Source organism: Leisingera sp. ABM4_103 (assembly GCF_056158685.1).
Map to the genome: position 1 here is coordinate 1,270,419 of NZ_JBSWTU010000005.1, position 21,963 is coordinate 1,292,381.

A 21,963-nucleotide genomic window follows, 5' to 3' on the forward strand; every position below is an offset into this window, starting at 1 on the left:
AATTGTAGGGCAGCTGCCCGCTGCCTCTGGCTGCCGCTTAGCAGCGGCTGTCTGACCGTTCTTTTCCTCATTACCATCTTCTGCTTACTCATGCCCCATTTTCTTCATCATGGCCTCCAGCCGCGGCACGTCTTCAGGGTTGTTCAACTCCCAGAACTCGCGCCCGCGCGCTTCAACCTCAACACACAGCACCTTGCGCCCATTCTCCAGGAACCGCAGCTGCTCCAGGCCCTCCAGATTCTCCAGCGGCCCGGTCCGCCACCCTGAATACGCCGCCAGGGCATCCGGACGGTAGGCATAGACGCCGACGTGGTGATAGACCGGCGTATTTTCGCCATCCCCATAGGTCCTGCCGCAATAGGGCACCACCTCTTTTGAGAAGTAGAGCGCACTGCAGTCCTCGGCAAACACCGCCGTTGTGCCGCCAACGCGGCCCGCCTTGCGGTCGGCCAGCAGGCTGTTCAGCGTCTCGCCATTGCAGCGCAGAACCGGCGTTGCCAGCTCCATGCCGGGCGCGCCGCGCAAGCCGGCCACCAGATCCTCGACAAACCAGTGCGGGGTCAGCGGCGCATCGCCCTGCAGGTTGACCACGATCTCATAACCGCCGCCCAGCGCCGCATGCGCCTCGGCGCAGCGCTCCGTGCCGTTGGCGCACGCCTCAGAGGTCATCACCACCTCGGCACCAAACGCCTCAGCCGCCTGTTTAATGCGATCGTCATCCGTCGCCACCACCACCCGGTCCACGCCCTGGACCGAGCAAGCCGCCCGCCAGGACCGTTCCACCAGGGTGCGTTTATCGCCGGTGGCGCCGGTCAGCGGCACCAGCGGTTTGCCGGGATAGCGGGTCGAGGCATAGCGGGCGGGGATGACAATCAGGACAGACATCAGGCTTTCTTCAGTTCCACGGCTGGTGCATAGGCGATGAAGAACGGGTTCGCATAGCCCTCTTTGCCATAAATCAGCGGGGAATGATCGTCAAAACGCACCACTTTGCCGCCTGCGCCCGCAAGAACCGCGTGACCGGCGGCGGTGTCCCACTCCATGGTGCGGCCGACGCGCGGGTACAGATCCGCCTCGCCCGTGGCAACCAGGCAGAACTTCAGCGAAGAACCCGCGCTTTTGCTGTCCTTCACATTGTACTTGCCGATGTAATCGTCGGTTGCCTGGTCCCGGTGCGATTTCGAAGCCACGACCATCAACGCCGAATTGTCGCTCTCGGCAACCCGGATCGGACGGGTTTCCCCGATGGTCTCAGGATGGAACGCGCCGGTCTCCTCGACCGCGCTGCCATCCGCCAGGGTAAAGAACATCCGCTCCCTGGCCGGCGCATAGACCACGCCGCGGGTCGGCACCCCCTTCTCCACCAGCGCGATATTGACAGTGAAATCGCCGCGGCGGTGGATGAATTCCTTGGTGCCGTCCAGCGGGTCGACGATCAGGAAGGTGTCGCCGCGCGCGCGGTGCGAGTCCGCCTGCTCCTCGGTGACCAGCATCATATCCGGAAACGCCGCGCGCAGGCCCGCCGAGATCAGCGCGTCCGCCGCCTCATCCGCTTCGGTCACCGGGCTCTCGTCGGATTTCACCTTCACGCCGAAATCGTCGGAATTGTAGATCTCCATGATCTTTGCGCCAGCCTCGATGGCCAGCCGGCGGATCACAGGCACCAGGTCTTCATAAGTCACGCGGACCTCCCTGTCGGGTTTAATTGAAAATTTGCCTCTCGCCTCTTATGATGCGCTGACAGCAGAACGGCAAGCAGCCGCATCGGATTCGAGCAGAGAATACAGGTCTCATGTTTCAGCAGCGCACGCAGCAATCCTGGATCTCCGGTTTTGTCGCCCTCACAGAGGTCGTGTTCCACTCGGCCGTGCGCAGCGTCCGGTCCAAGCACAACAACGCCTTTGCAGCGCTTGGCCTGAACATCCTGCAGGCGGTTCTCTTTGTGGCCGCGTTTTACGTGATGTTCGCCCTGCTGGGGCTGCGCGGCTCCGCTATCCGCGGCGACTTTCTGCTGTATGTGATGTCCGGCGTGTTCCTGTTCCTGGTGCATACCAAGACCGTCAGCGCCGTAGCCGGCGCCGAAGGGCCAAGCAGCCCGATGATGCAGCACGCCCCGATGAACACGATGGTGGCCATTCTGTCCGCAGCCATCGGCGCGCTTTATATTCAGGTGCTGTCGCTGTTCATCATCCTGTTTGTCTACCATGTCGCCTTCACCCCCCTGCATATCGAGGAGCCGGTTGCCGCCTTCGGCATGGTGCTGCTGGCCTGGGTCACCGGCGCCTCGGTGGGGCTTGTGTTTCTGGTGCTGAAACCCTGGGCGCCCAACCTGGTCAGCATCCTGACGATGATCTATTCGCGCGCCAACATGATTGCCTCCGGCAAGATGTTCCTGGCCAATACGCTGCCCAGCTTCATGCTGGCCATGTTCGACTGGAACCCGCTGTTTCACTGCATCGACCAGTCGCGCGGGTTTGTCTTCATCAACTACAACCCGCATTTCAGCAGCTGGCAATATGCGGCCTGGGTGGCGCTGGTGCTGACCGTGATCGGGCTGATGGGCGAGTTTTACACCCGCCGCCATGTCTCCATCAGCTGGAGCGCGCGCCGCTGACCCGGGACGCTCCAAGACTTTTCAGGAAAAGCCCTGGCAAAAGTTTTCCGTAAAACTTCTGCGCCCGCCGCCGGTGTCAGGTGACCACCCTTAATGTCAGGTTTATCCGCCCGCCCCTGGGCAGCAGCCGGGAGGATTTGAACCGGATCCGGTCCACCCCGTGATACATCAGCCGCGCCTCGCCGCCCATCACCACAACATCGCCTGAACTCAGCCAGACCGATTCCGTCTTGCCGCCGCGGGTCCGGTTGCCGATCCGGAACAGACCGTCATCCCCCAGCGAGACAGACACCACGGGATAGGAGAAATCCGCCTCATCCTTGTCCTGATGCAGCCCCATCCGGGTGCCCTCGCCATAGTAGTTCAGCAGACAGCATTCCGGTTCGCGCTCCAGCCTGGTCAGCTGCCGCCAGATCTCCAGCACCGGCTCCGGGATCGCGGGCCAGGGCCGCCCCGACGGATGCGCCTCTGCATAACGGTAGCCGGAGGCATCGGAATACCAGCCGAACTGCCCCGCCGAGGTCATCCGCACCGACATCTGCCCGCCGCCCGGCACCTTGGGCGAAAACAGCGGCGCCGCCTTCAGCACCGGCCGCAGCGCCTCGATCAGCGCCGCCTGGCGGGCGGGCTCCAGACAGCCCTTGTGGATATCGAATCCGCGCACGCGCAGCAGGGTCATTGCCGTTCATCCATCCTTAACCAAGGCCGTCGCAAAAAAGCGCATTGATTCACGCTTGGCCACGCGCCTGAGCGCTTGCAGGGCCGTTTTCACGTCCCTATATACGCCGGGACGCGGCAAGGTGCATACCAAACCGCAACTTCCATCGGGGCCGGGATGCCGCAACGGGTTCAGGCCTCGGGTAATCGCCTTGAGTAAATGTAAGGGATCGAACATGAGCAAAGTTATCGGCATTGACCTGGGTACCACCAACTCCTGCGTGGCCATCATGGATGGCTCCCAGCCCCGCGTGATCGAAAACGCCGAGGGCGCGCGCACCACCCCGTCGATTGTCGCCTTCACCGACGACGAGCGTCTGGTCGGCCAGCCTGCCAAGCGCCAGGCGGTGACCAACCCCGACAACACCGTTTTCGGCGTCAAGCGCCTGATCGGCCGCCGGTTTGACGACCCCGCTGTCGCAAAAGACAAGAAAATGGTGCCGTTCTCCATTGTCGACGGCGGCAACGGCGACGCATGGGTCGAAGCCAAGGGTGAGAAGTACTCCCCGTCGCAAATCTCCGCCTTCACTCTGGGCAAGATGAAGGAAACCGCGGAATCCTACCTGGGCGAGGAAGTCACCCAGGCGGTGATCACCGTGCCCGCCTACTTCAACGACGCTCAGCGTCAGGCCACCAAAGACGCCGGCAAGATCGCGGGCCTCGAAGTGCTGCGCATCATCAACGAGCCGACCGCGGCCGCCCTGGCCTATGGCCTGGACAAGGAAAATACCCAGACCATCGCCGTCTATGACCTCGGCGGCGGCACCTTCGACGTGACAATCCTGGAAATCGACGACGGCCTGTTCGAAGTGAAGTCGACCAACGGCGACACCTTCCTGGGCGGCGAAGACTTCGACATGCGCATCGTCAACTACCTGGCGGATGAGTTCAAAAAGGAGAACGGCGTCGATCTGTCCAAGGACAAGATGGCCCTGCAGCGCCTGAAAGAAGCCGCTGAAAAGGCCAAGATCGAACTGTCCTCCACCTCGCAGACCGAGATCAACCAGCCGTTCATCTCGATGGACCCGTCCTCGGGCCAGCCGCTGCACATGGTGATGAAGCTGACCCGCGCCAAGCTGGAAAGCCTGGTCTCCGACCTGATCAAACGCTCGATGGACCCCTGCAAGGCGGCCCTCAAGGACGCAGGCCTCTCCGCCTCCGACATTGACGAGGTGGTTCTGGTCGGCGGTATGACCCGGATGCCGAAAGTCATCGAAGAGGTGACCAAGTTCTTCGGCAAGGAGCCGCACAAGGGTGTGAACCCGGATGAAGTGGTTGCCATGGGCGCCGCCATCCAGGCTGGCGTTCTGCAGGGCGACGTCAAGGACGTGGTGCTGCTCGACGTGACGCCGCTGTCCTTGGGCATCGAAACCCTGGGCGGTGTCTTCACCCGCCTGATCGACCGCAACACCACCATCCCGACCAAGAAGTCGCAGGTGTTCTCGACCGCGGAAGACAACCAGAACGCCGTGACTATCCGCGTGTTCCAGGGTGAGCGTGAAATGGCGGCCGACAACAAGATGCTCGGCCAGTTCAACCTCGAGGAAATCCCGCCGGCACCGCGCGGCATGCCGCAGATCGAAGTGACCTTCGACATCGACGCCAACGGCATCGTGTCGGTCGGCGCCAAGGACAAGGCGACCGGCAAGGAACAGCAGATTACCATCCAAGCCTCCGGCGGTCTGTCCGACGACGACATCGAAAAGATGGTCAAGGACGCCGAAGCCAACGCCGAGGCGGACAAGGAACGCCGCGAGCTGGTGGAAGCCAAGAACCAGGCAGAATCGCTGATCCACTCCACCGAGAAGTCGGTCGAGGAGCATGGCGACAAGGTCGACCCGTCCACCGTCGAGGTGATCGAGCTGGCCGTTGCCGCGCTGAAGGACGATCTGGAGAACGAGAAATCGACCGCCGAGAAGATCAAGTCCGGCATCCAGAACGTGACCGAAGCTGCCATGAAGCTGGGTGAGGCGATCTACAAGGCGCAGGCCGAAGAAGCTGAGGAAGAGCCCGCAGCCGCGGATGACGCCGCAGCAGGCCCGGCCGATGACGACATCGTCGATGCCGAATTCGAAGACCTGGACGACGACAAGCGCTAACGCCTGACACGCAGGCCAAGGCGGGCCGGTCCGTACCCCGGACCGGCCCATTTTCGTTGAGGCAGATGGGGTAACCGATGTCAAAACGTGACTATTACGACGTTCTCGGGGTGGCCAAAGGCGCCTCCGCAGACGAAATTAAAAAAGGCTTTCGCAAGAAGGCCAAGGAACTGCACCCCGACCGGAACAAGGACAATCCGGACGCCGAGGCGCAGTTCAAAGAGGCTAACGAGGCCTATGACGTCCTGAAGGACGCCGAGAAAAAAGCGGCCTACGACCGTTTTGGCCATGCCGCCTTTGAAAACGGCATGGGCGGCGGTCAGCGCGGCGGTCAGGGCCAGGGCTTTGGCGGCGGCGATTTCTCCTCCGCCTTCTCGGATGTCTTCGACGACCTGTTCGGCGATTTCATGGGCGGCCAGCGCGGCGGCGGCGGCGGACGGCAGCGGGCGACCCGCGGCGCCGATCTGCGCTACAACCTTCGGGTTTCGCTGGAGGAGGCTTTTGCCGGCCTGCACAAGACCATCAAGGTGCCAACGTCTGTGGCCTGCACCTCTTGCGAGGGCACCGGCGCCGAAGGCGGGGTTGAGCCGACCAACTGCCCGACCTGCTCCGGCATGGGCAAGGTCCGCGCGCAGCAGGGCTTCTTCACCGTTGAACGCACCTGCCCGACCTGCTCGGGCCTCGGCCAGATCATCAAGAACCCGTGCAAATTCTGCCACGGCCATGGCCGGGTGGAAAAGGACCGCTCGCTGTCGGTGAACATTCCGGCAGGCGTCGAAACCGGCACCCGCATCCGCCTGGCAGGCGAGGGCGAAGCCGGCCTGCGCGGCGGCCCTCCGGGCGATCTCTACATCTTTGTCGAGGTGGCACCGCACAGCCTGTTTGAGCGTGATGGCAACAACCTCTATTGCCGGGTCCCGGTCAGCATGGCCAAGGCGGCCCTTGGCGGCTCCATCGAGGTGCCGACCATCGACGGCGGCCGTGGCCGGGTGCAGATCCCCGAGGGCAGCCAGTCCGGCCGCCAGATGCGCCTGCGCGGCAAGGGCATGCCGGCACTTCGCGGCGGTGCTACCGGCGACATGTTCATCGAACTGGCGGTGGAAACCCCGGTCAACCTCACCTCGCGCCAGCGGGAGCTGCTGCGCGAGTTCGAGGAGATCTCCGAGGAAAACACCAACCCCGAATCCCGCAGCTTCTTCTCATCGGTGAAAAGCTTCTGGGACGGGATGAAGGGGTGAGCGCCGTCTAGGAAACCGTCCGGGGACGGTTTCAGACGCGAACGGGCGGAGCCCCGGCGGCCAGCCGCAAGTGACACGACAGAAAGCGCCCCGCTTGGGGCGCTTTTCTTTTTTTGCACATTCCTGCGCCCACGCCGCACCGCGGCGGTGCACAGGGGGTGTACAGGGGGTGCACGCCTGCCGCCCTCCCGCTGCCGCTGCATTGCGACGGGCGTTAACACTTCCTCAACCATGATGGCGGCACCATGGCAGCATGGCACAGGATCCCGCTTTCCAGGACGTCTCCCTGCCGCTGTTTCCCGGCAGCGAGGAGGCCGCGGTCGTGCCCGCAGACCCGGGCCGCCTGCCCTCCTACATCAAGGACCACCGCGCCCGTTTGCGCGAACGCTTCATGCAGGGCGGCGCCGAGGCGATGCCCGATTACGAGCTGCTGGAGCTGGTCCTGTTCCGCTCCATCCCGCGCCGCGACGTGAAGCCTCTGGCGCGGCAATTGCTTGAAACATTTGGAGATTTCAACCGCGTAGTAACAGCCTCTCCGGAACGCCTGGCCAATGTCCCCGGCATTGGCGACGCTGTTATCACCGATTTCAAAGTGCTGGAGGCCGCCGCCCACCGCATGGCCCGCGCCCGCATCATGCAGCGGCAGGTGATTTCCAGCTGGGACGCGTTGCTGGACTATTGCCACACCACCATGGCCCACCGCGAGACGGAGCAGTTCCGCATTCTGTTCCTGGACCGCAAGAACGTTCTTATCGCCGACGAGGAGCAGGCCCGCGGCACCGTTGACCACGTCCCCGTCTATCCCCGCGAGGTCGCCAAACGCGCCCTTGAATCGAACGCCAGCGCCTTGATTTTAGTGCATAATCACCCGTCCGGAGACCCAACGCCGTCAGACAGCGACATCGCCATGACGGACCAGATCCAGGCCGCTCTTACCGCGCTGGGGATCACCCTGCACGATCACCTTATCATCGGCAAATCCACCGAACTCAGCTTCCGCGCCCAGGGCCTCCTCTAGCGCGTCCGGCCCCCCAGACCTACCGCACCCAGACCTCGACCCGGCGGTTGATCTGTCGGCCCCAGGCGCTGTCGTCACACGCCATCGGCAGCGCCTCGCCAAACCCCTCTGTCCGGATCTGCACCCGGCTGATATCAGCAGTCTCCGCCGCCTCCACCACCGCGTCGCGCACCGCGCCAGCCCGTTTCAGCGCGATCTGGCGGTTGCCTTCAGCGGGACCGACACCATCAGAAAACCCCGCAAAAACAAGCTCCTTGGCATCGAACTCCCCGGCCTCCAGCGCCCGGGCCAGCTGCTCGATGTTGCTGCGCGACTGCGCATCCGGGCGGGCCGATCCGGGCTCGAACCGGAACGAGGCCGTAAGCCGCCGCATCCCGCCCAGCACCGTGACCAGACGCTGCAGCTCGTCCAGCCCGGCCTTCCCTTCCGCCGCCAGAATTGCATTAGCAAACCGGCTTCCCTGGCGGCTGACTGGGATCAGCTCCGGCGCCTGATCCACAAACCCTGCGCGGCGGATCACCGCCTGCGCCGCGGGTCCGCGCACATAGGTCAGGAAATCCCGCGCCACCTTGGGCAGGCGGCGGGCCGGCAGGTACAGGAACATCGGCACCGTCAGCGGATAATCCTCGGTCTTCACCGCCCGCCGGCTCGCCTGAAGAGAAAACCCGCACGGCCCCGTCAGCGTCAGCACCCGCGCCGCGCCCTTCTCTGCATAGCTGGCAATGCCGATGGCAAAGGGATCCACCAGTACCCGGCGCACCAGTGTGCTGCTGCGATCATGGCGCCGGATCTGCGGCGAGAACCCGGTGCCGAACGGCGCCATCAGCTTGTCCTCCACCGCCTGTGCCAATCCCGAGCCGGACACCGGCATATGCAGCGAAATCGGCGCGTCAGGGCCGCCTAGCTCCTGCCAGTTGGCGATCCGGCCGGACAATACCCCCGCCAATTGCGGCAAGGAAATTTCCTGCACCGGGTTGCTAGGCGCTACCACCGGTACAAAGGCATCCAGCGCCAGAACCCGGCTGCGGCCCGGTCCGGTCAGATCCCCAAGCCCCGCAGCGTGGGCAGCCTTGCGTTCAAGCGGGCGGATCTCCCGCAGCGCCATCGCGACATCCGCCTCATCCGCGACAAGCGCGGCGAAACCGGCATCCGTGTTGCTGGCGGTGAAGGTGAACCGCGCGGCCGGCTGCTGCCCACGCAGCAGGACATGGCTGAAATTCCCTGCCGGCAGCGGTTCGCGCCGGGTCTGATAGCCGTTGCGCAGCGCAAAGCCCTCGATCAGAGCCGGAAGCAGCACCTCTGACATGGTGGAAGATCCGGCGAGGGTGATTTCCGCCACAAAGCCGGACAGGCTGGGACAGCCCGGCCCCTCGCAGGTCACGCCGGAGCCATCGACGGTCAGCTCGCCGAACTGCGTCTGGATCCGGTAGAACTCGCCATCGAAGCCCAGCAGGGTGCCGGTTATTTCAACTGCACCATCCGGGGAAGAGAGGGTGACGTCCTCGGCCGCAAGCGCACGCGCAAAAGCTGCCAGAAAAAGTGCGGCGCAAATGGCCGCACGAATGAAGGTCATGTGGATACCTGAAGTTACCGCAAATCAGTTGGCGACGATTTTCAGGTCTTCCACCAGATTATTCAACACAAGAAAACTGCCTTGCGCATCGCAATCCGGCATTGCCATCACCAGATCGCGGCTGCTGAGCCGGCCTCCGCTCAGCTGCAGCGCCTGAGCGGAAATATCGCGGCCGCAGTTAAGGCCCGTCACCTCCGCTTCTGCGGTTAGGGTAATGATGCCGGACCGGTCCGAGCGGTTGGCCGGCACACTATAAATTTCGGCAATCCGCGGCGCCACCAAACTGGGGTCTCCGAGGCGGACCACCCGCCCGGCAGCCGTGTCAGATGCGGCCCCGTGCCAGACGTGCCCGGCGCTGTCATACTCGGCGCCAAACTCCCGGGCGTGCATTTCCAGGCCGCTGAGGCCGCTCCACTGCAGCACCACGCGCTCCATGGCCTCCGTACCGGCCACTTCGGCGACGGCAACGGCCCCGCCGCCGCTAGCGGTCTCCGCAATGTAAACCGCGGTCCGTGTCAGGGCCGGAACCTGTGCAGCGTAGTGCCCGGTCCGGTCCAGCGCGGCCGTGAAGATCATTCCGCTGTGATGAACGGTCAGGCGCTCGCCGCCATGGCACGGCGCGGCGACGGAGAGCGTGACCATGGCCATCGGGGCAGCCTCGGCCGATGCCGTCACACGGCAGTGTTCCTGTTGCGCCGGAGCCGGTCTTTGCGGCTCAGCGGCAGCAGGGGCGGTATCAGCCGCGAGCGAGGTCAGAGTGATGTTCTCTATTTTCAGCTCCGCCGGACCGGGTTCAGCCGGCAGTTGAGGATCAGCGGCGGCAGATGCGTCATCTGCCCAGCGGGGGCTTGATGCCTGCATGTAGAACCCGATGCCCAGTGCGCACGCCAGCGTCATTGCACTTGTCAGCATCACCTGTTTGCTCAGCATGAGATCCTCCTGAACCTGTCTGATCAGAAAAGCTTGCTGGAAAATGCCGGCCGGTTTGTGGCCTTAAGCGGGAGAGAATCCGGCAAATGCGGCAGTCCCGCCATCATTGTTGCAGAGACGGAAACAACAAAGGGTAAACGCGAGGGAGAACTTCCGCGCCTGTGGGTGCTCCGGCTGTGCCAGAGCCCAACGGGAGCGGTCTTTTTGAAAGACCGGCGACGGGCGGGAGGTCCCGTTTCCGCGGCCGGGCGGCAGGGTCCGGCTGAAACCGAACCCTGAGTTTTCCTGTCATGCGCTCAAGCGAGGCTGCCGTGGCAGTGCTTGAACTTCTTGCCAGAGCCGCAGGGGCATTTGTCATTGCGCGAGGGGTTGCCCCAAGTGGATGGATCATCCTCGACAAATCCCGGTGCCGGCTCTTCTGCTGCTGGCGCGGGCTGGGCCGCAGCCTGTTGCATGGCGGCCTGGCGGGCTGCCATCTCCATCAGCATCTGCTGCTGCTCTTCCTCGGTCATCGGGCGCACCCGGCTCAGCTGCTGGGACACTTCCTCCCGCAAGGAGTCGAGCATGCTTTCAAACAGCTGGAAGCTCTCGTTCTTGTACTCGTTCAGCGGATCGCGCTGAGCATAGCCGCGGAAGCCGACAACCGAGCGCAGATGCTCCAAGGTCAGCAGGTGTTCGCGCCACTTCTTGTCGATGGTCTGCAGCAGCACCTGCTTTTCGATGTTGCGCATGTTTTCCGGACCAAAGGCCTCGGCCTTTTCCGCCATCATCTTGTCGGAGGCTTCCACCAGGCGTTCGCGGATCTGTTCGTCGTCGACGCCTTCCTCGGCGGCCCATTCGGCCACCGGCGCCTCGACTCCCAGCATTTCGCGCACCTGCTCCTGCAGGCCCGCAGTGTCCCACTGGTCGGCATAGGTCTTGGGCGGCATGTGGGTGTCGAGCAGGTCGTCGATCACCTCGTGGCGCATATCGTCGACGATCTCGGACAGGTCCTCGGCCGCCATGATTTCGCGGCGCTGACTGAATATCACCTTCCGCTGGTCGTTCATCACGTCGTCGAACTTCAGCACGTTCTTGCGCATGTCGAAATTGCGGCCCTCGACCTTGGCCTGGGCGCGTTCCAGCGATTTGTTCACCCAGGGGTGGATGATCGCCTCGCCTTCTTTCATGCCGAGCGACGACAGCAGCTTGTCCAGACGTTCGGACCCGAAGATGCGCATCAGGTCGTCTTCCAGGCTGAGGTAGAAGCGGGTGCGGCCCGGGTCGCCCTGACGGCCGGAGCGGCCGCGGAGCTGGTTGTCGATGCGGCGGCTTTCGTGGCGCTCAGACGCCATCACGAACAGGCCGCCGGCGTCCAGAACCTTCTGCTTTTCCTCGGCGTGCTTGGCTTCTTCGGCGGCGCGCAGCTCGGCCGGGTCGGCCTCGGGGTTTGCCGCCAGCGCCTCCAGCACCTTCATCTCGACGTTGCCGCCCAGCTGAATGTCGGTGCCGCGGCCAGCCATGTTGGTGGCTATGGTCACCGCGCCAAAGCGGCCGGCATCGGCAACGATCTGCGCTTCCTGCTCGTGGTGGCGGGCGTTCAGAACGTTGTGCTGGATGCCTTCCTTCTCGAGCAGCTGGCTCAGCAGTTCGGATTTCTCGATCGAGGTGGTGCCCAGGAGGACCGGCTGGCCCTTTTCATGCGCCTTCTTGGCTTCCTTGATCATCGCCTCGTATTTCTCGCGGGCGGTGCGGTAGACCTGATCGTCCTCGTCCACACGCGCGATCGGGCGGTTGGTCGGAACTTCGACCACGCCCAAGCCATAGATTTCCTGGAACTCCTCGGCCTCGGTCATCGCGGTGCCGGTCATGCCTGACAGCTTGTCATAGAGGCGGAAGTAGTTCTGGAAGGTCACAGACGCCAGCGTGGTGTTCTCCGGCTGGATCTGCACGTCTTCCTTGGCCTCGATGGCCTGGTGCAGCCCTTCGGACAAGCGGCGGCCTGGCATCATGCGGCCAGTAAATTCGTCGATCAGCACCACCTGGCCGTCGCGGACGATATAGTCCTTGTCCCGCTGGAACAGCTTGTGCGCGCGCAACGCCTGGTTCACGTGGTGCACAACCGTGGTGCTTTCCGGATCGTAGAGCGAGGCCTCTGCTTCCAGCAGCCCGTGCTCGCGCAGCGTCTGCTCCAGAAACTCATTGCCGTCCTCGGTGAAGGTCACGCCGCGGGTTTTCTCGTCGATCTCGTAGTGGTCCTCGGCCAACAGCGGGATCATCTTGTCGATGGTCGCATAAAGCTCAGAGCGGTCCTCGGCGGGGCCGGAAATAATCAGCGGGGTGCGGGCCTCGTCGATCAGGATCGAGTCCACTTCGTCGACGATCGCAAAGTTGTGCTGCTTCTGGAACACTTGGTCCAGCGACGGTTTCATGTTGTCGCGCAGGTAGTCGAAGCCAAGTTCGTTGTTGGTGGCATAGGTGACATCGCAGCCATAGGCGGCCATCTTCTCGGCATCCGCCTGGCCGGACCAGATCACGCCCGTGGTCATGCCGAGCTGGGCAAACACCTTGCCCATCCATTCGCTGTCGCGCTTGGCCAGGTATTCGTTCACCGTGACCACATGCACGCCCTTGCCGGTCAGCGCGTTCAGATAGGCCGGGAACGTCGCCACGAGGGTCTTGCCCTCGCCGGTCTTCATCTCGGAGATGTTACCCTGATGCAGAAACACGCCGCCCATCAGCTGGGTGTCAAAGGCGCGCAGGCCCAGGGCCCGCTTGGCCGCTTCGCGCACGTTGGCAAAAGCCTCCGGCAACAGCGCGTCGAGGCCTTCGCCGTTCAGGGCCCGCTTGCGCAGCTCTTCGGTCTTTCCGATCAGCCCGTCGTCGCTGAGCTTCGCGAACTCGTCCTCCAGCGCGTTGATCTGTGCAATCAGCGGCCGCGTCGCCTTGATCTTACGGTCGTTCGGCGTACCGAAAACCTTTTTGGCGAGTGTTCCGAAACCCAGCATATCTTCTCCAGCGATCCTATGTCCGGCCTGTGCATCGGGCAGGCTTGCCCGCCGTGTCCGCAACCCATAAACAAGGTGGAAAGACGGTCCTGCCAATGGCCTCAAGGCGATGTAAGCGGCAGGGTATAGAGTGTCAACGGCGCGCCCCCCAGCGGCCAAGGAATAGGAAGATTTCTATGCGTAAAGGTCTCACTTTTCTGTGCGGTATGGCTATGGCGGTCTGCGCAGCGCTTCCGCTGGCGGCGGTGGCCGCGCCGCATGCCAACACGGTTGTTGCCTCGGTCAATGGCGAGGAGATCACTGTGGGCCACATGATTATGGCGCGCGAAAACCTGCCGGAGCAGTATAAGCAGCTGCCGGATGACGTGCTGTTCAACGCCATCCTCGACCAGCTGGTGCAACAGACTGCGCTGAAACAGCAGCTGCGCGGTGAGGTGCCCCGCTATGTCGAGTTGTCGGTCGAAAACGAACAGCGCGCTATGCTGGCGGCCAATGTTCTCCAGATGGTGATGGACAACGCCAGCGGTGAAGAGGCGCTGCGCGCGGCCTATGATGAGAAGTACTCCTCAGGCGACGGCGGCGATGAGTTCCACGCAGCCCACATTTTGGTCGAAAGCGAAGAAGACGCGCAGGAGATCATCAAGGAGTTGGATGACGGCGCCGATTTCGCAACCCTCGCCAAGGAAAAATCCACCGGCCCCTCCGGTCCCAGCGGCGGCGACCTGGGCTGGTTCACCACCGGCCGCATGGTGCCGGAATTTGAAGAAGCAGTGCTGGAGCTGCGCTCTGGAGATGTCTCCGGTCCGGTGCAGACACAGTTTGGCTGGCACGTGATCCTGCTGCATGAGCGCCGCAAGACAGAGGCCCCCGAATTCGAAGAGGTGCGGGCGCAGATCGCCGACGAGCTGCGCCAGAAGGCGGTGGAAAACCGCGTGAACGAGTTGACCGCAGCATCAGAGATCGAACGTCCCGAAATCGAGGATTTGGATCCGGCCATCCTCAAAGACCTCAGCCTGGTAAGGAACTGATCATGGCGAAATCCCTGCCCGTCTCGCCGCTGGCCCCGGCCAGCTTTCCCGACCTGCCAGTGATCAAGGGGGTGCGCTTTGCCTCAGCCGCTGCCGGCGTGAAGTACCAGGGCCGCACCGACGTGATGCTGGCCGTGATGGATCCGGGCACCTCGGTGGCCGGCGTGTTCACGCGCTCCAAGACCCGGTCCGCCCCGGTGCTGGACTGCCAGGCCAAGCTGGGCGGCGCGGCGGACGCCGGTGCGGCCATCTTGGTGAACTCCGGCAATTCCAACGCCTTTACCGGCCATTACGGGCAAACCTCGGTGGCAGAGATTACCACTGCGGTCGCTGCCGCGTCGGGCGTCCCGGCGGAGCGTGTCTTTACAGCCTCGACCGGTGTCATTGGCGAGCCGCTGCCGCATGACCGCATTGTCGCAAAGATCGGCGAGCTGAACGATGCGCTGGACGAAACCGGGCTGGAAGGCGCCGCCAAGGCGATCATGACCACCGACACCTTTGCCAAGGGTTCCAGCGCCACGGTCGGGATCGAAGGCAAGACCGTCAAGATTGCCGGCATCGCCAAGGGTTCCGGCATGATCGCGCCGGACATGGCGACGATGCTGGTCTATATCTTCACCGATGCCAAGGTGGAGCAAGCGGCGCTGCAGGCGCAGCTGGCGGAGATTTGCGACCGGACCTTCAATTGCATCACGGTGGACAGCGACACCTCGACCTCCGACAGCCTGATGTTGTGCGCGACCGGCGCCTCGGGCGTGGATGCCACCGGAAACGCGGAATTTGCGGCTGGGTTGGAGCGCGTCATGCTGGACCTGTCGCACCAGGTGGTGCGCGACGGCGAAGGCGCAACCAAGTTCGTGGAAATCCAGGTTACCGGAGCGGCTTCGGACGCGGATGCCAAGGTGCATGGCCTGGCGATTGCCAACTCGCCGCTGGTCAAAACCGCCATTGCCGGCGAGGACCCGAACTGGGGCCGCGTGGTGATGGCAATCGGCAAGTCCGGCGCCGCAGCGGACCGGGACCTGCTGTCGATCTCCTTTGGCGATGTTCTGGTGGCGGAAAAGGGCTGGGTCTCGCCGGATTACAAGGAAGAACTGGGTGCGGCGGAGATGAAGAAGCAGGAGATCACGATCAAGGTGGATCTGGGCCTCGGCAGCGGCCAAGCCACTGTCTGGACCTGCGACCTGACCCATCAGTACATCTCGATCAACGCGGATTACCGGTCATGAAAACTGTTCTGGTATCGGCTGTTGCGCTCATTGATGTGGACGGGCGGGTGCTGCTGGCGCAGCGTCCCGAAGGAAAGTCGATGGCGGGCCTGTGGGAGTTTCCTGGCGGCAAGATCGAGCCGGGAGAAACACCCGAAGCAGCGCTGATCCGCGAACTGCAGGAGGAACTGGGAATTGGCACTTGGGCCTCCTGCCTGGCGCCGCTGACCTTTGCGAGCCATTCCTACGAGGACTTCCACCTGCTGATGCCGCTGTTTGCCTGCCGAAAGTGGGAGGGCATCCCGCGGGCCCAAGAAGGCCAGACTTTGAAATGGGTGCGGCCGCAGGACCTGCGTGATTATCCGATGCCACCGGCCGATATTCCGCTGATCCCCATCCTTCGCGACTGGCTCTGACAGGCCCGGAACGCCAGGCTGGCCCCTCTGTCAATCCGGGTTATTAGCGGTTTATCGGGCGTTTAACTGATGCTGCCCGCACGGGTAACGCTTTGTTAATCAATCTGGCTGAGCATCAGGATACGGAGCAAACCACTACCCTGAATTGCACATAGGCAGGATTAGACCATGCTTAGAACAATCGCAGTAGGCAAGTTTTCCCTGGTTCAAGGCAGTTTCATACGGGCACTCCCTGACGGGAAAATCGCGGTACGGGTTGGGTCAAAAACCTTTCAGGGCCAGCCAGTTACACCAGCCGCCTGAGCCGCCACTCACACACATCAGGCAGACAGAGAGGGCAGCTTCCAACAGCTGCCCTTTTCCGGATTCACCGGCTGCGGCAAAGGCGCAGTGCTGAATGGCGCTTTCAGGACTGATCAGCTGCCCCATTGAAAAAGGGATCCGGCCTTTCGACAGCTGTCATTTTCCAGCGGACCCGTGCACTTTCGCAGCGCAGCAGCGAAGGGCCTGGTTTGATGCGCCGCCGAACCGCAACGGATCGGCACTCCCCCGACGCTTCGTTAGCTGCTGCACGGGTTTTCGGCGTCGCCTCCGCCGTCAGGCGTAAATGAAAAGGCCCCGGCATCCGCGCCAGGGCCTTTCTTTTTTGGATCGCGACCGGATCAGTCGAGGGTGCGGGTCACTTCCTCGCGCTCGAAGATCTCGATCACGTCGTTCGGGCGGATATCGTCGTAGTTCTCGAACGCCATACCGCATTCCTGACCGGACTGAACCTCGGCGACTTCGTCCTTGAAGCGCTTCAGGGTCTTCAGGGTGCCTTCGTGGATCACCACGTTGTCGCGCAGCAGGCGCACGCCGGCCGAGCGGCGGGCAACGCCTTCGGTAACCAGACAGCCGGCAACTTTGCCAACGCCAGTGACCTTGAAGACTTCCTTGATCTGCGCGTAGCCGATGAAGTTCTCGCGGATCTCCGCCGACAGCAGGCCAGAGGCTGCCGCCTTAACATCATCCACCAGGTCATAGATCACCGAATAGTAGCGGATCTCCACGCCCTTCTGGTTGGCGGTGTTGCGGGCCGAGGCATTGGCACGAACGTTGAAGCCCATGATCGGCGCACCGGACGCTTCGGCAAGGCCGACATCGGTTTCGGTAATCGCGCCGACGCCGGAGTGCAGCACGCGCACGCGCACTTCCTCGTTGCCGATCTTTTCCATCGCTTGAACGATGGCCTCGGCAGAACCCTGCACGTCAGCCTTGACCAGAATCGGCAGCTCGGAGACGTTCTCGTCTTCCTTGGCCTTGGCCATCAGCTGCTCCAGTGTGGTCGCTGCACCGGCTGCGGCGCGCTTGTCCTTGGCCGCTTGCTCGCGGTACTCGGCGATTTCGCGCGCCTGAGCTTCGGTTTCGGTGACGTTCAGAACGTCACCCGCTTCCGGGGTGCCATTCAGGCCCAGAACCTCAACCGGAACCGAGGGGCCGGCTTCCTCAACCCGCTCGCCCTTGTCGTTGATCAGCGCACGGACCTTGCCGTACTGCTCACCCACAACAAAGATGTCGCCCTGGCGCAGGGTGCCGTTCTGAACCAGCACGGTGGCCACGGGGCCGCGGCCCACGTCCAGCTGCGCCTCGATCACAGCACCCTGTGCGGCGCGGTCGGGGTTGGCTTTCAGTTCCAGGATTTCCGCTTGCAGCGCAATGGCTTCCAGCAGTTCGTCCAGGCCCTGGCCGGTGACAGCGGAGACTTCCACGTCCTGCACTTCGCCGGACATGGCTTCCACGATCACCTCATGCTGCAGCAGGTCGGTGCGGACCTTGTTCGGGTCGGCCGCCGGTTTGTCGATCTTGTTGATCGCCACGATCATCGGAACACCGGCCGCCTTGGCGTGGTTGATCGCCTCGACGGTCTGCGGCATCACCGCGTCGTCCGCTGCAACAACCAGAACCACGATATCGGTCACCTGCGCGCCGCGCGAGCGCATCGAGGTGAAGGCCGCGTGGCCCGGGGTGTCCAGGAAGCTCAGCACGGTGCCGCTTTCGGTGGTCACCTGGTAGGCGCCAATGTGCTGGGTAATGCCGCCGGCTTCGCCTGCCACAACGCGGGCGTCGCGGATTGCGTCCAGCAGCGAGGTCTTGCCGTGGTCGACGTGGCCCATGATGGTGATGACCGGCGGACGCGGCTTCAGGTCCTCGTCCTTGTCCTCGACCTCCTTGATCACGTCTTCAACGTCGGCGTCGGACACGCGGGTCACCTTGTGGCCGAATTCCTCGATGATCAGTTCCGCGGTATCGGCGTCGATCGACTGGTTCTGGGTGACCATCATGCCCATCTGCATGAGCGATTTCACCACGTCGGCAACGCGTTCGGCCATACGGTTGGCCAGCTCGGACACCACAATGGTTTCCGGCAGCTGCACGTCACGCACAACTTTTTCCCGCTCAACCGAGCCGCCCATGGCTTTCTGGCGCGCACGCTCCTGCTTGCGCTTCATCGCCGCCATGGAACGCTGGCGGTTGCCTTCGCCGCCAGTCGCCTGGCCAAGCGTCAGCTTGCCGGAACGGCGGTTGTCGTCACGGCCCTTGCCGCGGGACGGGCGCTGTTCGCGTTCACGATCGGATTTGCGCGGAGTTGCAGCCGGAGCCGGCTTGTTTGGTGCCGGACGCTCTGCCTTGGGAGCGGGCGCGGGGGCAGCGGCAGCGCGTTTGGCTGCCTCTTCTTCCTCGGCGCGCTTGCGCTCTTCCTCTTCGGCTTTCTGACGGGCGCGCTCTTCGGCTTCGCGCTGCTCACGCTCCTTGGCTTCCGCTTCGGCGCGGCGGCGCTCACGCTCTTCGGCGCGGGCCTTTTCCTCGGCTTCGCGCTGCGCGGCTTCTTCCGCCTCGCGGGCCTTGGCGGCCTGCAGCGCCTTCAGGCGGCGCTCCATCTCTGCATCGCTGATGCCGGCGGGCCGGCGGGATCCGGACGCTGCCGGTGCAGCACCGCTGCCGCTTTTGGCCGCACCCGGCTTGGGAACCACAACGCGCTTGCGCTTGGTTTCCACTACGACATTCTTGGTCCGTCCATGGCTGAAACTCTGTTTCACGTTCCCCGGACGGGAACCCCCACGCAGACCCAGTGTCTTTTTGCCGTCACTATCGCTCATAAAGCTACTTATCCTTCCGTGCGGCCGTTGCCGCCCACCATTTCGCGCAAACCTTGCAGTCGTTGCGCCTCATCTACAACACGTTTGCTGAGTCCGCCAGAGGCGAGGGCGGCATGTATCACAGTTTGGCGCCCAAATGCCATTCCCAGCTCGTCCGCCGTGAGGCAGCCGATGAATTTGCCCTTGTAGGGCGTGCTCAGCTTCGACTTTCCGCGGCCGGACCCGTCAGAGGCCTGGATCAGCACCCGGGCCTCTTCCTTGGACAGCCAGTCCTTGACCTTCTCAAAGCCGGCCACCGCGTCGCCCGACTTGCGCGCCAGGCTGATCAGCCCGACCAGGCGGCGGACCACTTGGTCCTCCACCTCTCCGACAAGCCCGCCGGAGACCTGGACCTGCGCTTTGAAGCCGCGGGCGAACAGCTTCTTTTTCACCGCGGTTTCCAGCGCCGCGCGGCTGGCTGCCACATAGACGCCGCGGCCCGGCAGCTTTTCCATCACGTCGGGCACAACCTGCCCGTCAGGACCCATCACAAAACGGATGAGGCCCTGCTTGGGCTGGGTCTCGCCGGTTGCGATGCATTTGCGCTCGCTGCCTTCGGACCGGTCTCTTTGTACGCCGCCGCGTGTCATGCAGGTCTCCTTTGCAAAGCCCTGGATCAGGCTTCGCCTTCCTCTTCGCCAGCGTCTTCGTCTTCCGCCGCTTCCGCTTCCAGCTCAGCCGGGTCTACCCAGCCCAGCATGATGCGGGCAGTCATGACCATGTCTTGCGCCTCTTCCAGCGATACGCCGAAGGGCTCCAGGATGCCGTCATCCTTGACCCGCTCGCCGCCATCGTTGGTCCAGCCGCCGGCCAGTTCCCAATCGGCGCAGGTGGCGAAATCTTCCAACGACTTCACGTCGTCCTTGGCCAGCGCCTCGACCATTTGCGGGGTCAGGCCCTCGAACTGGATCAGGCTTTCCTCGGCGCCCAGCGCACGGGCTGCATCCAGGGCCGCCTTGGCCTGGGCTTCCAGATAGTCGCGGGCACGGGCCTGCAGTTCTTCTGCGGTGCCTTCGTCGACACCGTCAATGACCAGCAGTTCATCGAGCTCGACATACGCAACCTCTTCCAGGTTGGTGAAGCCCTCAGACACCAGAAGCTGGGCAAAGAACTCGTCGAGATCAAGGGTCTCCATGAACAATTTCGTGCGCGCCTCGAATTCCTTCTGGCGGCGGGCCAATTCTTCTTCCTCGGTCATGATGTCGATGTCGAGGTTGGTCAGCTGCGACGCCAGGCGCACGTTCTGACCGCGGCGGCCGATGGCGAGCGACAGCTGCTCTTCCGGCACCACAACTTCGATCTTGCCGGCTTCCTCGTCCAGCACCACCTTGGTCACTTCGGCCGGCTGCAGCGCGTTCACCAGGAAGGTCGGCTGATCCTCGTTCCACGGGATGATGTCGATCTTCTCGCCCTGCAGCTCGTTCACGACGGCCTGCACGCGGGAGCCGCGCATACCCACACAGGCGCCGACCGGGTCGATCGAGCCGTCGTAGGAGACAACGGCAATCTTGGCACGCGAACCAGGGTCGCGGGCCACCGCCTTGATCTCGATGATGCCGTCATAGATTTCCGGCACTTCCATCTTGAACAGCTCGGCCATGAACTCGGGCGCGGTGCGCGACAGGAAGATCTGCGGGCCGCGCGGCTCGCGGCGCACGTCCTTGATGTAGCAGCGCACGCGGTCGTTCGGGCGGTAGCTCTCGCGGCCGATCTTCTCGTTGCGGCGCAGGATCGCTTCGCCGGCACCCACGTCGACGATGACGTTGCCGTATTCCTCGCGCTTGACCAGGCCGTTGATGATGGTGCCGGCGCGGTCCTTGAATTCTTCGTACTGGCGGTCACGCTCAGCTTCGCGGACCTTCTGCAGGATCACCTGCTTGGCCGACTGGGCAGCAATCCGGCCCATTTCCACCGGCGGCACTTCCTCGACGTAGGTCTGGCCCACTTCGGGGTTCGCCATGTACTGGCGGGCCTGCTCGACGGTCATTTCGGCCTGGTAGTTCTCCAGCTCGTCATCCGCCACGACGGTGCGCACGCGGGTAAAGGTGGCGCGGCCGGTCTTGCGGTCGATCGACACCCGAATGTCCATCTCGGCGCCATAGCGGCTTTTGGCCGCACGGGCGAGGCTCTCTTCCATCGCCTCGATCACCAGACCCGGGTCGATCATCTTTTCGCGCGCCACGGCCTCGGCGGTTTGCAACAGCTCCAGCTGGTTTGCAGAGGTGATAGCCATTACTTTTTCTCCTCTTCGGACTCTTCGGTCTCGATTTCGTCGAATGCGTCTTCGTTGAGCGTCCCGGCCTCTTTGCGCTGACGCAGCATTTCCTTGATCAGATCATCGGTCAGAACCAGCTTGGCATCGCTCAGCCAGTCGAATTTCAGACCAATGGTCACGGTCTCGCCCTGATCCTCGATATTGATCAGGACTTCGTCGTCCTCGGTACCCGCCAGCTCGCCTTTGAAGCGGCGGCGGCCGCCGACCATCTCGGCGGTTTCGAGCTTTGCCTCGTAGCCCTCGAACATCTCGAAGTCTTTCATCCGGGTCAGCGGACGGTCAATGCCAGGGCTCGACACTTCCAGGGCATAGGCATCGATGATCGGGTCTTCGACATCCAGCACCGCGCTGACGGCATTCGAAATGTCGGCGCAATCATCCACCTCGATGCCGCCGTTGGGCTTGTCGGCCATGATCTGCAGCGTCGTCGACTTACCAGACATCAGCCGGATTCGCACCAGCTCATACCCCAGATCCTCGATCACCGGGGTGACGATCTCGGCCAGGCGCCGGTCGATGGCAGCTTTGGCAATCAGGTCGTTGGTCATCAGACCTCCACTTGGAGCGGCAGGCGCGAACCTGCAAACACAAAAAAACGGGCGCGCGGCCCGTCGAAATTCCCGGTGGAGCCTTGAGCCAGAGGTTCAACGCGCCGCTGTTGTCAAAGCCATATAGGGGGGATTG

General features: G+C 63.3%; 18 protein-coding genes. 7 read left to right on the forward strand and 11 right to left on the reverse strand.

Going from position 1 to position 21,963, the window contains the following annotated elements; genetic code table 11:
• Window positions 1-84: 84 nt before the first annotated feature.
• Entirely contained in the window at window positions 85-885 is an 801-nt protein-coding gene (locus ACXAED_RS07645; protein WP_475048391.1) for a 3-deoxy-manno-octulosonate cytidylyltransferase, read from the reverse strand.
• Window positions 885-1,682 carry a 3'(2'),5'-bisphosphate nucleotidase CysQ gene (gene cysQ, locus ACXAED_RS07650; protein WP_475048392.1) on the reverse strand — a complete coding sequence of 266 codons (798 nt, stop codon included), beginning with the start codon at window positions 1,680-1,682 and terminating at the stop codon, window positions 885-887. Before cysQ ends, ACXAED_RS07645 begins: the two co-directional genes overlap by 1 nt.
• A gap of 110 nt (window positions 1,683-1,792) precedes the next feature.
• Here cysQ and ACXAED_RS07655 point away from each other — a divergent pair, with 110 nt between their 5' ends.
• A complete protein-coding gene (locus tag ACXAED_RS07655; RefSeq protein ID WP_475048394.1) occupies window positions 1,793-2,614 on the forward strand; it encodes an ABC transporter permease in 822 nt (273 codons plus the stop codon).
• A gap of 76 nt (window positions 2,615-2,690) precedes the next feature.
• Here ACXAED_RS07655 and ACXAED_RS07660 read toward each other — a convergent pair whose 3' ends face one another.
• A complete protein-coding gene (locus ACXAED_RS07660; RefSeq protein WP_475048397.1) occupies window positions 2,691-3,293 on the reverse strand; it encodes an alpha-ketoglutarate-dependent dioxygenase AlkB family protein in 603 nt (200 codons plus the stop codon).
• Window positions 3,294-3,507: 214 nt separating this feature from the next.
• Between ACXAED_RS07660 and dnaK the strand changes: the two genes are divergently transcribed.
• The 3 genes from dnaK (at window position 3,508) to radC (ending at window position 7,686) form a co-directional block, all read left to right on the forward strand.
• A complete protein-coding gene (gene dnaK / locus ACXAED_RS07665; protein WP_475048400.1) occupies window positions 3,508-5,430 on the forward strand; it encodes a molecular chaperone DnaK in 1,923 nt (640 codons plus the stop codon).
• 77 nt (window positions 5,431-5,507) lie between these two features.
• A complete protein-coding gene (gene dnaJ, locus ACXAED_RS07670; protein WP_475048401.1) occupies window positions 5,508-6,668 on the forward strand; it encodes a molecular chaperone DnaJ in 1,161 nt (386 codons plus the stop codon).
• Window positions 6,669-6,921: 253 nt separating this feature from the next.
• The gene (gene radC / locus ACXAED_RS07675) at window positions 6,922-7,686 is read left to right on the forward strand and encodes a RadC family protein (RefSeq protein ID WP_475048403.1); all 765 of its coding nucleotides are present in this window, start codon (window positions 6,922-6,924) and stop codon (window positions 7,684-7,686) included.
• Between the two features lie 19 nt (window positions 7,687-7,705).
• Here the strand turns inward: radC and ACXAED_RS07680 are convergent, their stop codons facing one another.
• From ACXAED_RS07680 to secA, 3 genes are all read right to left on the reverse strand, one after another.
• Complete coding sequence (locus tag ACXAED_RS07680) at window positions 7,706-9,259, reverse strand: phosphate ABC transporter substrate-binding/OmpA family protein (protein WP_475048405.1); 1,554 nt, start codon at window positions 9,257-9,259, stop codon at window positions 7,706-7,708.
• Between the two features lie 24 nt (window positions 9,260-9,283).
• The gene (locus ACXAED_RS07685; protein WP_475048407.1) at window positions 9,284-10,189 is read right to left on the reverse strand and encodes a hypothetical protein; all 906 of its coding nucleotides are present in this window, start codon (window positions 10,187-10,189) and stop codon (window positions 9,284-9,286) included.
• Window positions 10,190-10,485: 296 nt separating this feature from the next.
• Window positions 10,486-13,176: a preprotein translocase subunit SecA gene (gene secA, locus ACXAED_RS07690; RefSeq protein ID WP_475048409.1), complete on the reverse strand. Its 2,691-nt coding sequence runs from the start codon at window positions 13,174-13,176 to the stop codon at window positions 10,486-10,488.
• A gap of 176 nt (window positions 13,177-13,352) precedes the next feature.
• On the opposite strand from secA, the gene ACXAED_RS07695 reads away from it, so the two are divergent.
• The 3 genes from ACXAED_RS07695 to mutT are packed head-to-tail and all read left to right on the forward strand — an operon-like array spanning window position 13,353 to window position 15,828.
• On the forward strand, window positions 13,353-14,204 hold the full coding sequence (locus tag ACXAED_RS07695; protein WP_475048411.1) for a peptidylprolyl isomerase: 852 nt from the start codon (window positions 13,353-13,355) through the stop codon (window positions 14,202-14,204).
• 2 nt (window positions 14,205-14,206) lie between these two features.
• Window positions 14,207-15,433: a bifunctional glutamate N-acetyltransferase/amino-acid acetyltransferase ArgJ gene (gene argJ / locus ACXAED_RS07700; protein ID WP_475048412.1), complete on the forward strand. Its 1,227-nt coding sequence runs from the start codon at window positions 14,207-14,209 to the stop codon at window positions 15,431-15,433.
• Window positions 15,430-15,828 (forward strand): 8-oxo-dGTP diphosphatase MutT, encoded by a 399-nt coding sequence (gene mutT, locus ACXAED_RS07705; RefSeq protein WP_475048413.1) that lies wholly within the window; start codon window positions 15,430-15,432, stop codon window positions 15,826-15,828. The genes argJ and mutT overlap by 4 nt, the downstream gene beginning before the upstream one ends.
• A 261-nt stretch (window positions 15,829-16,089) precedes the next feature.
• Here mutT and ACXAED_RS07710 read toward each other — a convergent pair whose 3' ends face one another.
• From ACXAED_RS07710 to rimP, 5 genes are all read right to left on the reverse strand, one after another.
• Entirely contained in the window at window positions 16,090-16,257 is a 168-nt protein-coding gene (locus ACXAED_RS07710; protein ID WP_475048414.1) for a hypothetical protein, read from the reverse strand.
• A gap of 233 nt (window positions 16,258-16,490) precedes the next feature.
• The gene (infB, locus tag ACXAED_RS07715; RefSeq protein WP_475048416.1) at window positions 16,491-18,965 is read right to left on the reverse strand and encodes a translation initiation factor IF-2; all 2,475 of its coding nucleotides are present in this window, start codon (window positions 18,963-18,965) and stop codon (window positions 16,491-16,493) included.
• Window positions 18,966-18,973: 8 nt separating this feature from the next.
• On the reverse strand, window positions 18,974-19,594 hold the full coding sequence (locus ACXAED_RS07720; protein WP_475048419.1) for an RNA-binding protein: 621 nt from the start codon (window positions 19,592-19,594) through the stop codon (window positions 18,974-18,976).
• Between the two features lie 26 nt (window positions 19,595-19,620).
• Window positions 19,621-21,237: a transcription termination factor NusA gene (gene nusA, locus ACXAED_RS07725; RefSeq protein WP_475048421.1), complete on the reverse strand. Its 1,617-nt coding sequence runs from the start codon at window positions 21,235-21,237 to the stop codon at window positions 19,621-19,623.
• On the reverse strand, window positions 21,237-21,827 hold the full coding sequence (rimP, locus tag ACXAED_RS07730; RefSeq protein WP_475048424.1) for a ribosome maturation factor RimP: 591 nt from the start codon (window positions 21,825-21,827) through the stop codon (window positions 21,237-21,239). The genes nusA and rimP overlap by 1 nt, the downstream gene beginning before the upstream one ends.
• Window positions 21,828-21,963 lie beyond the last annotated feature (136 nt).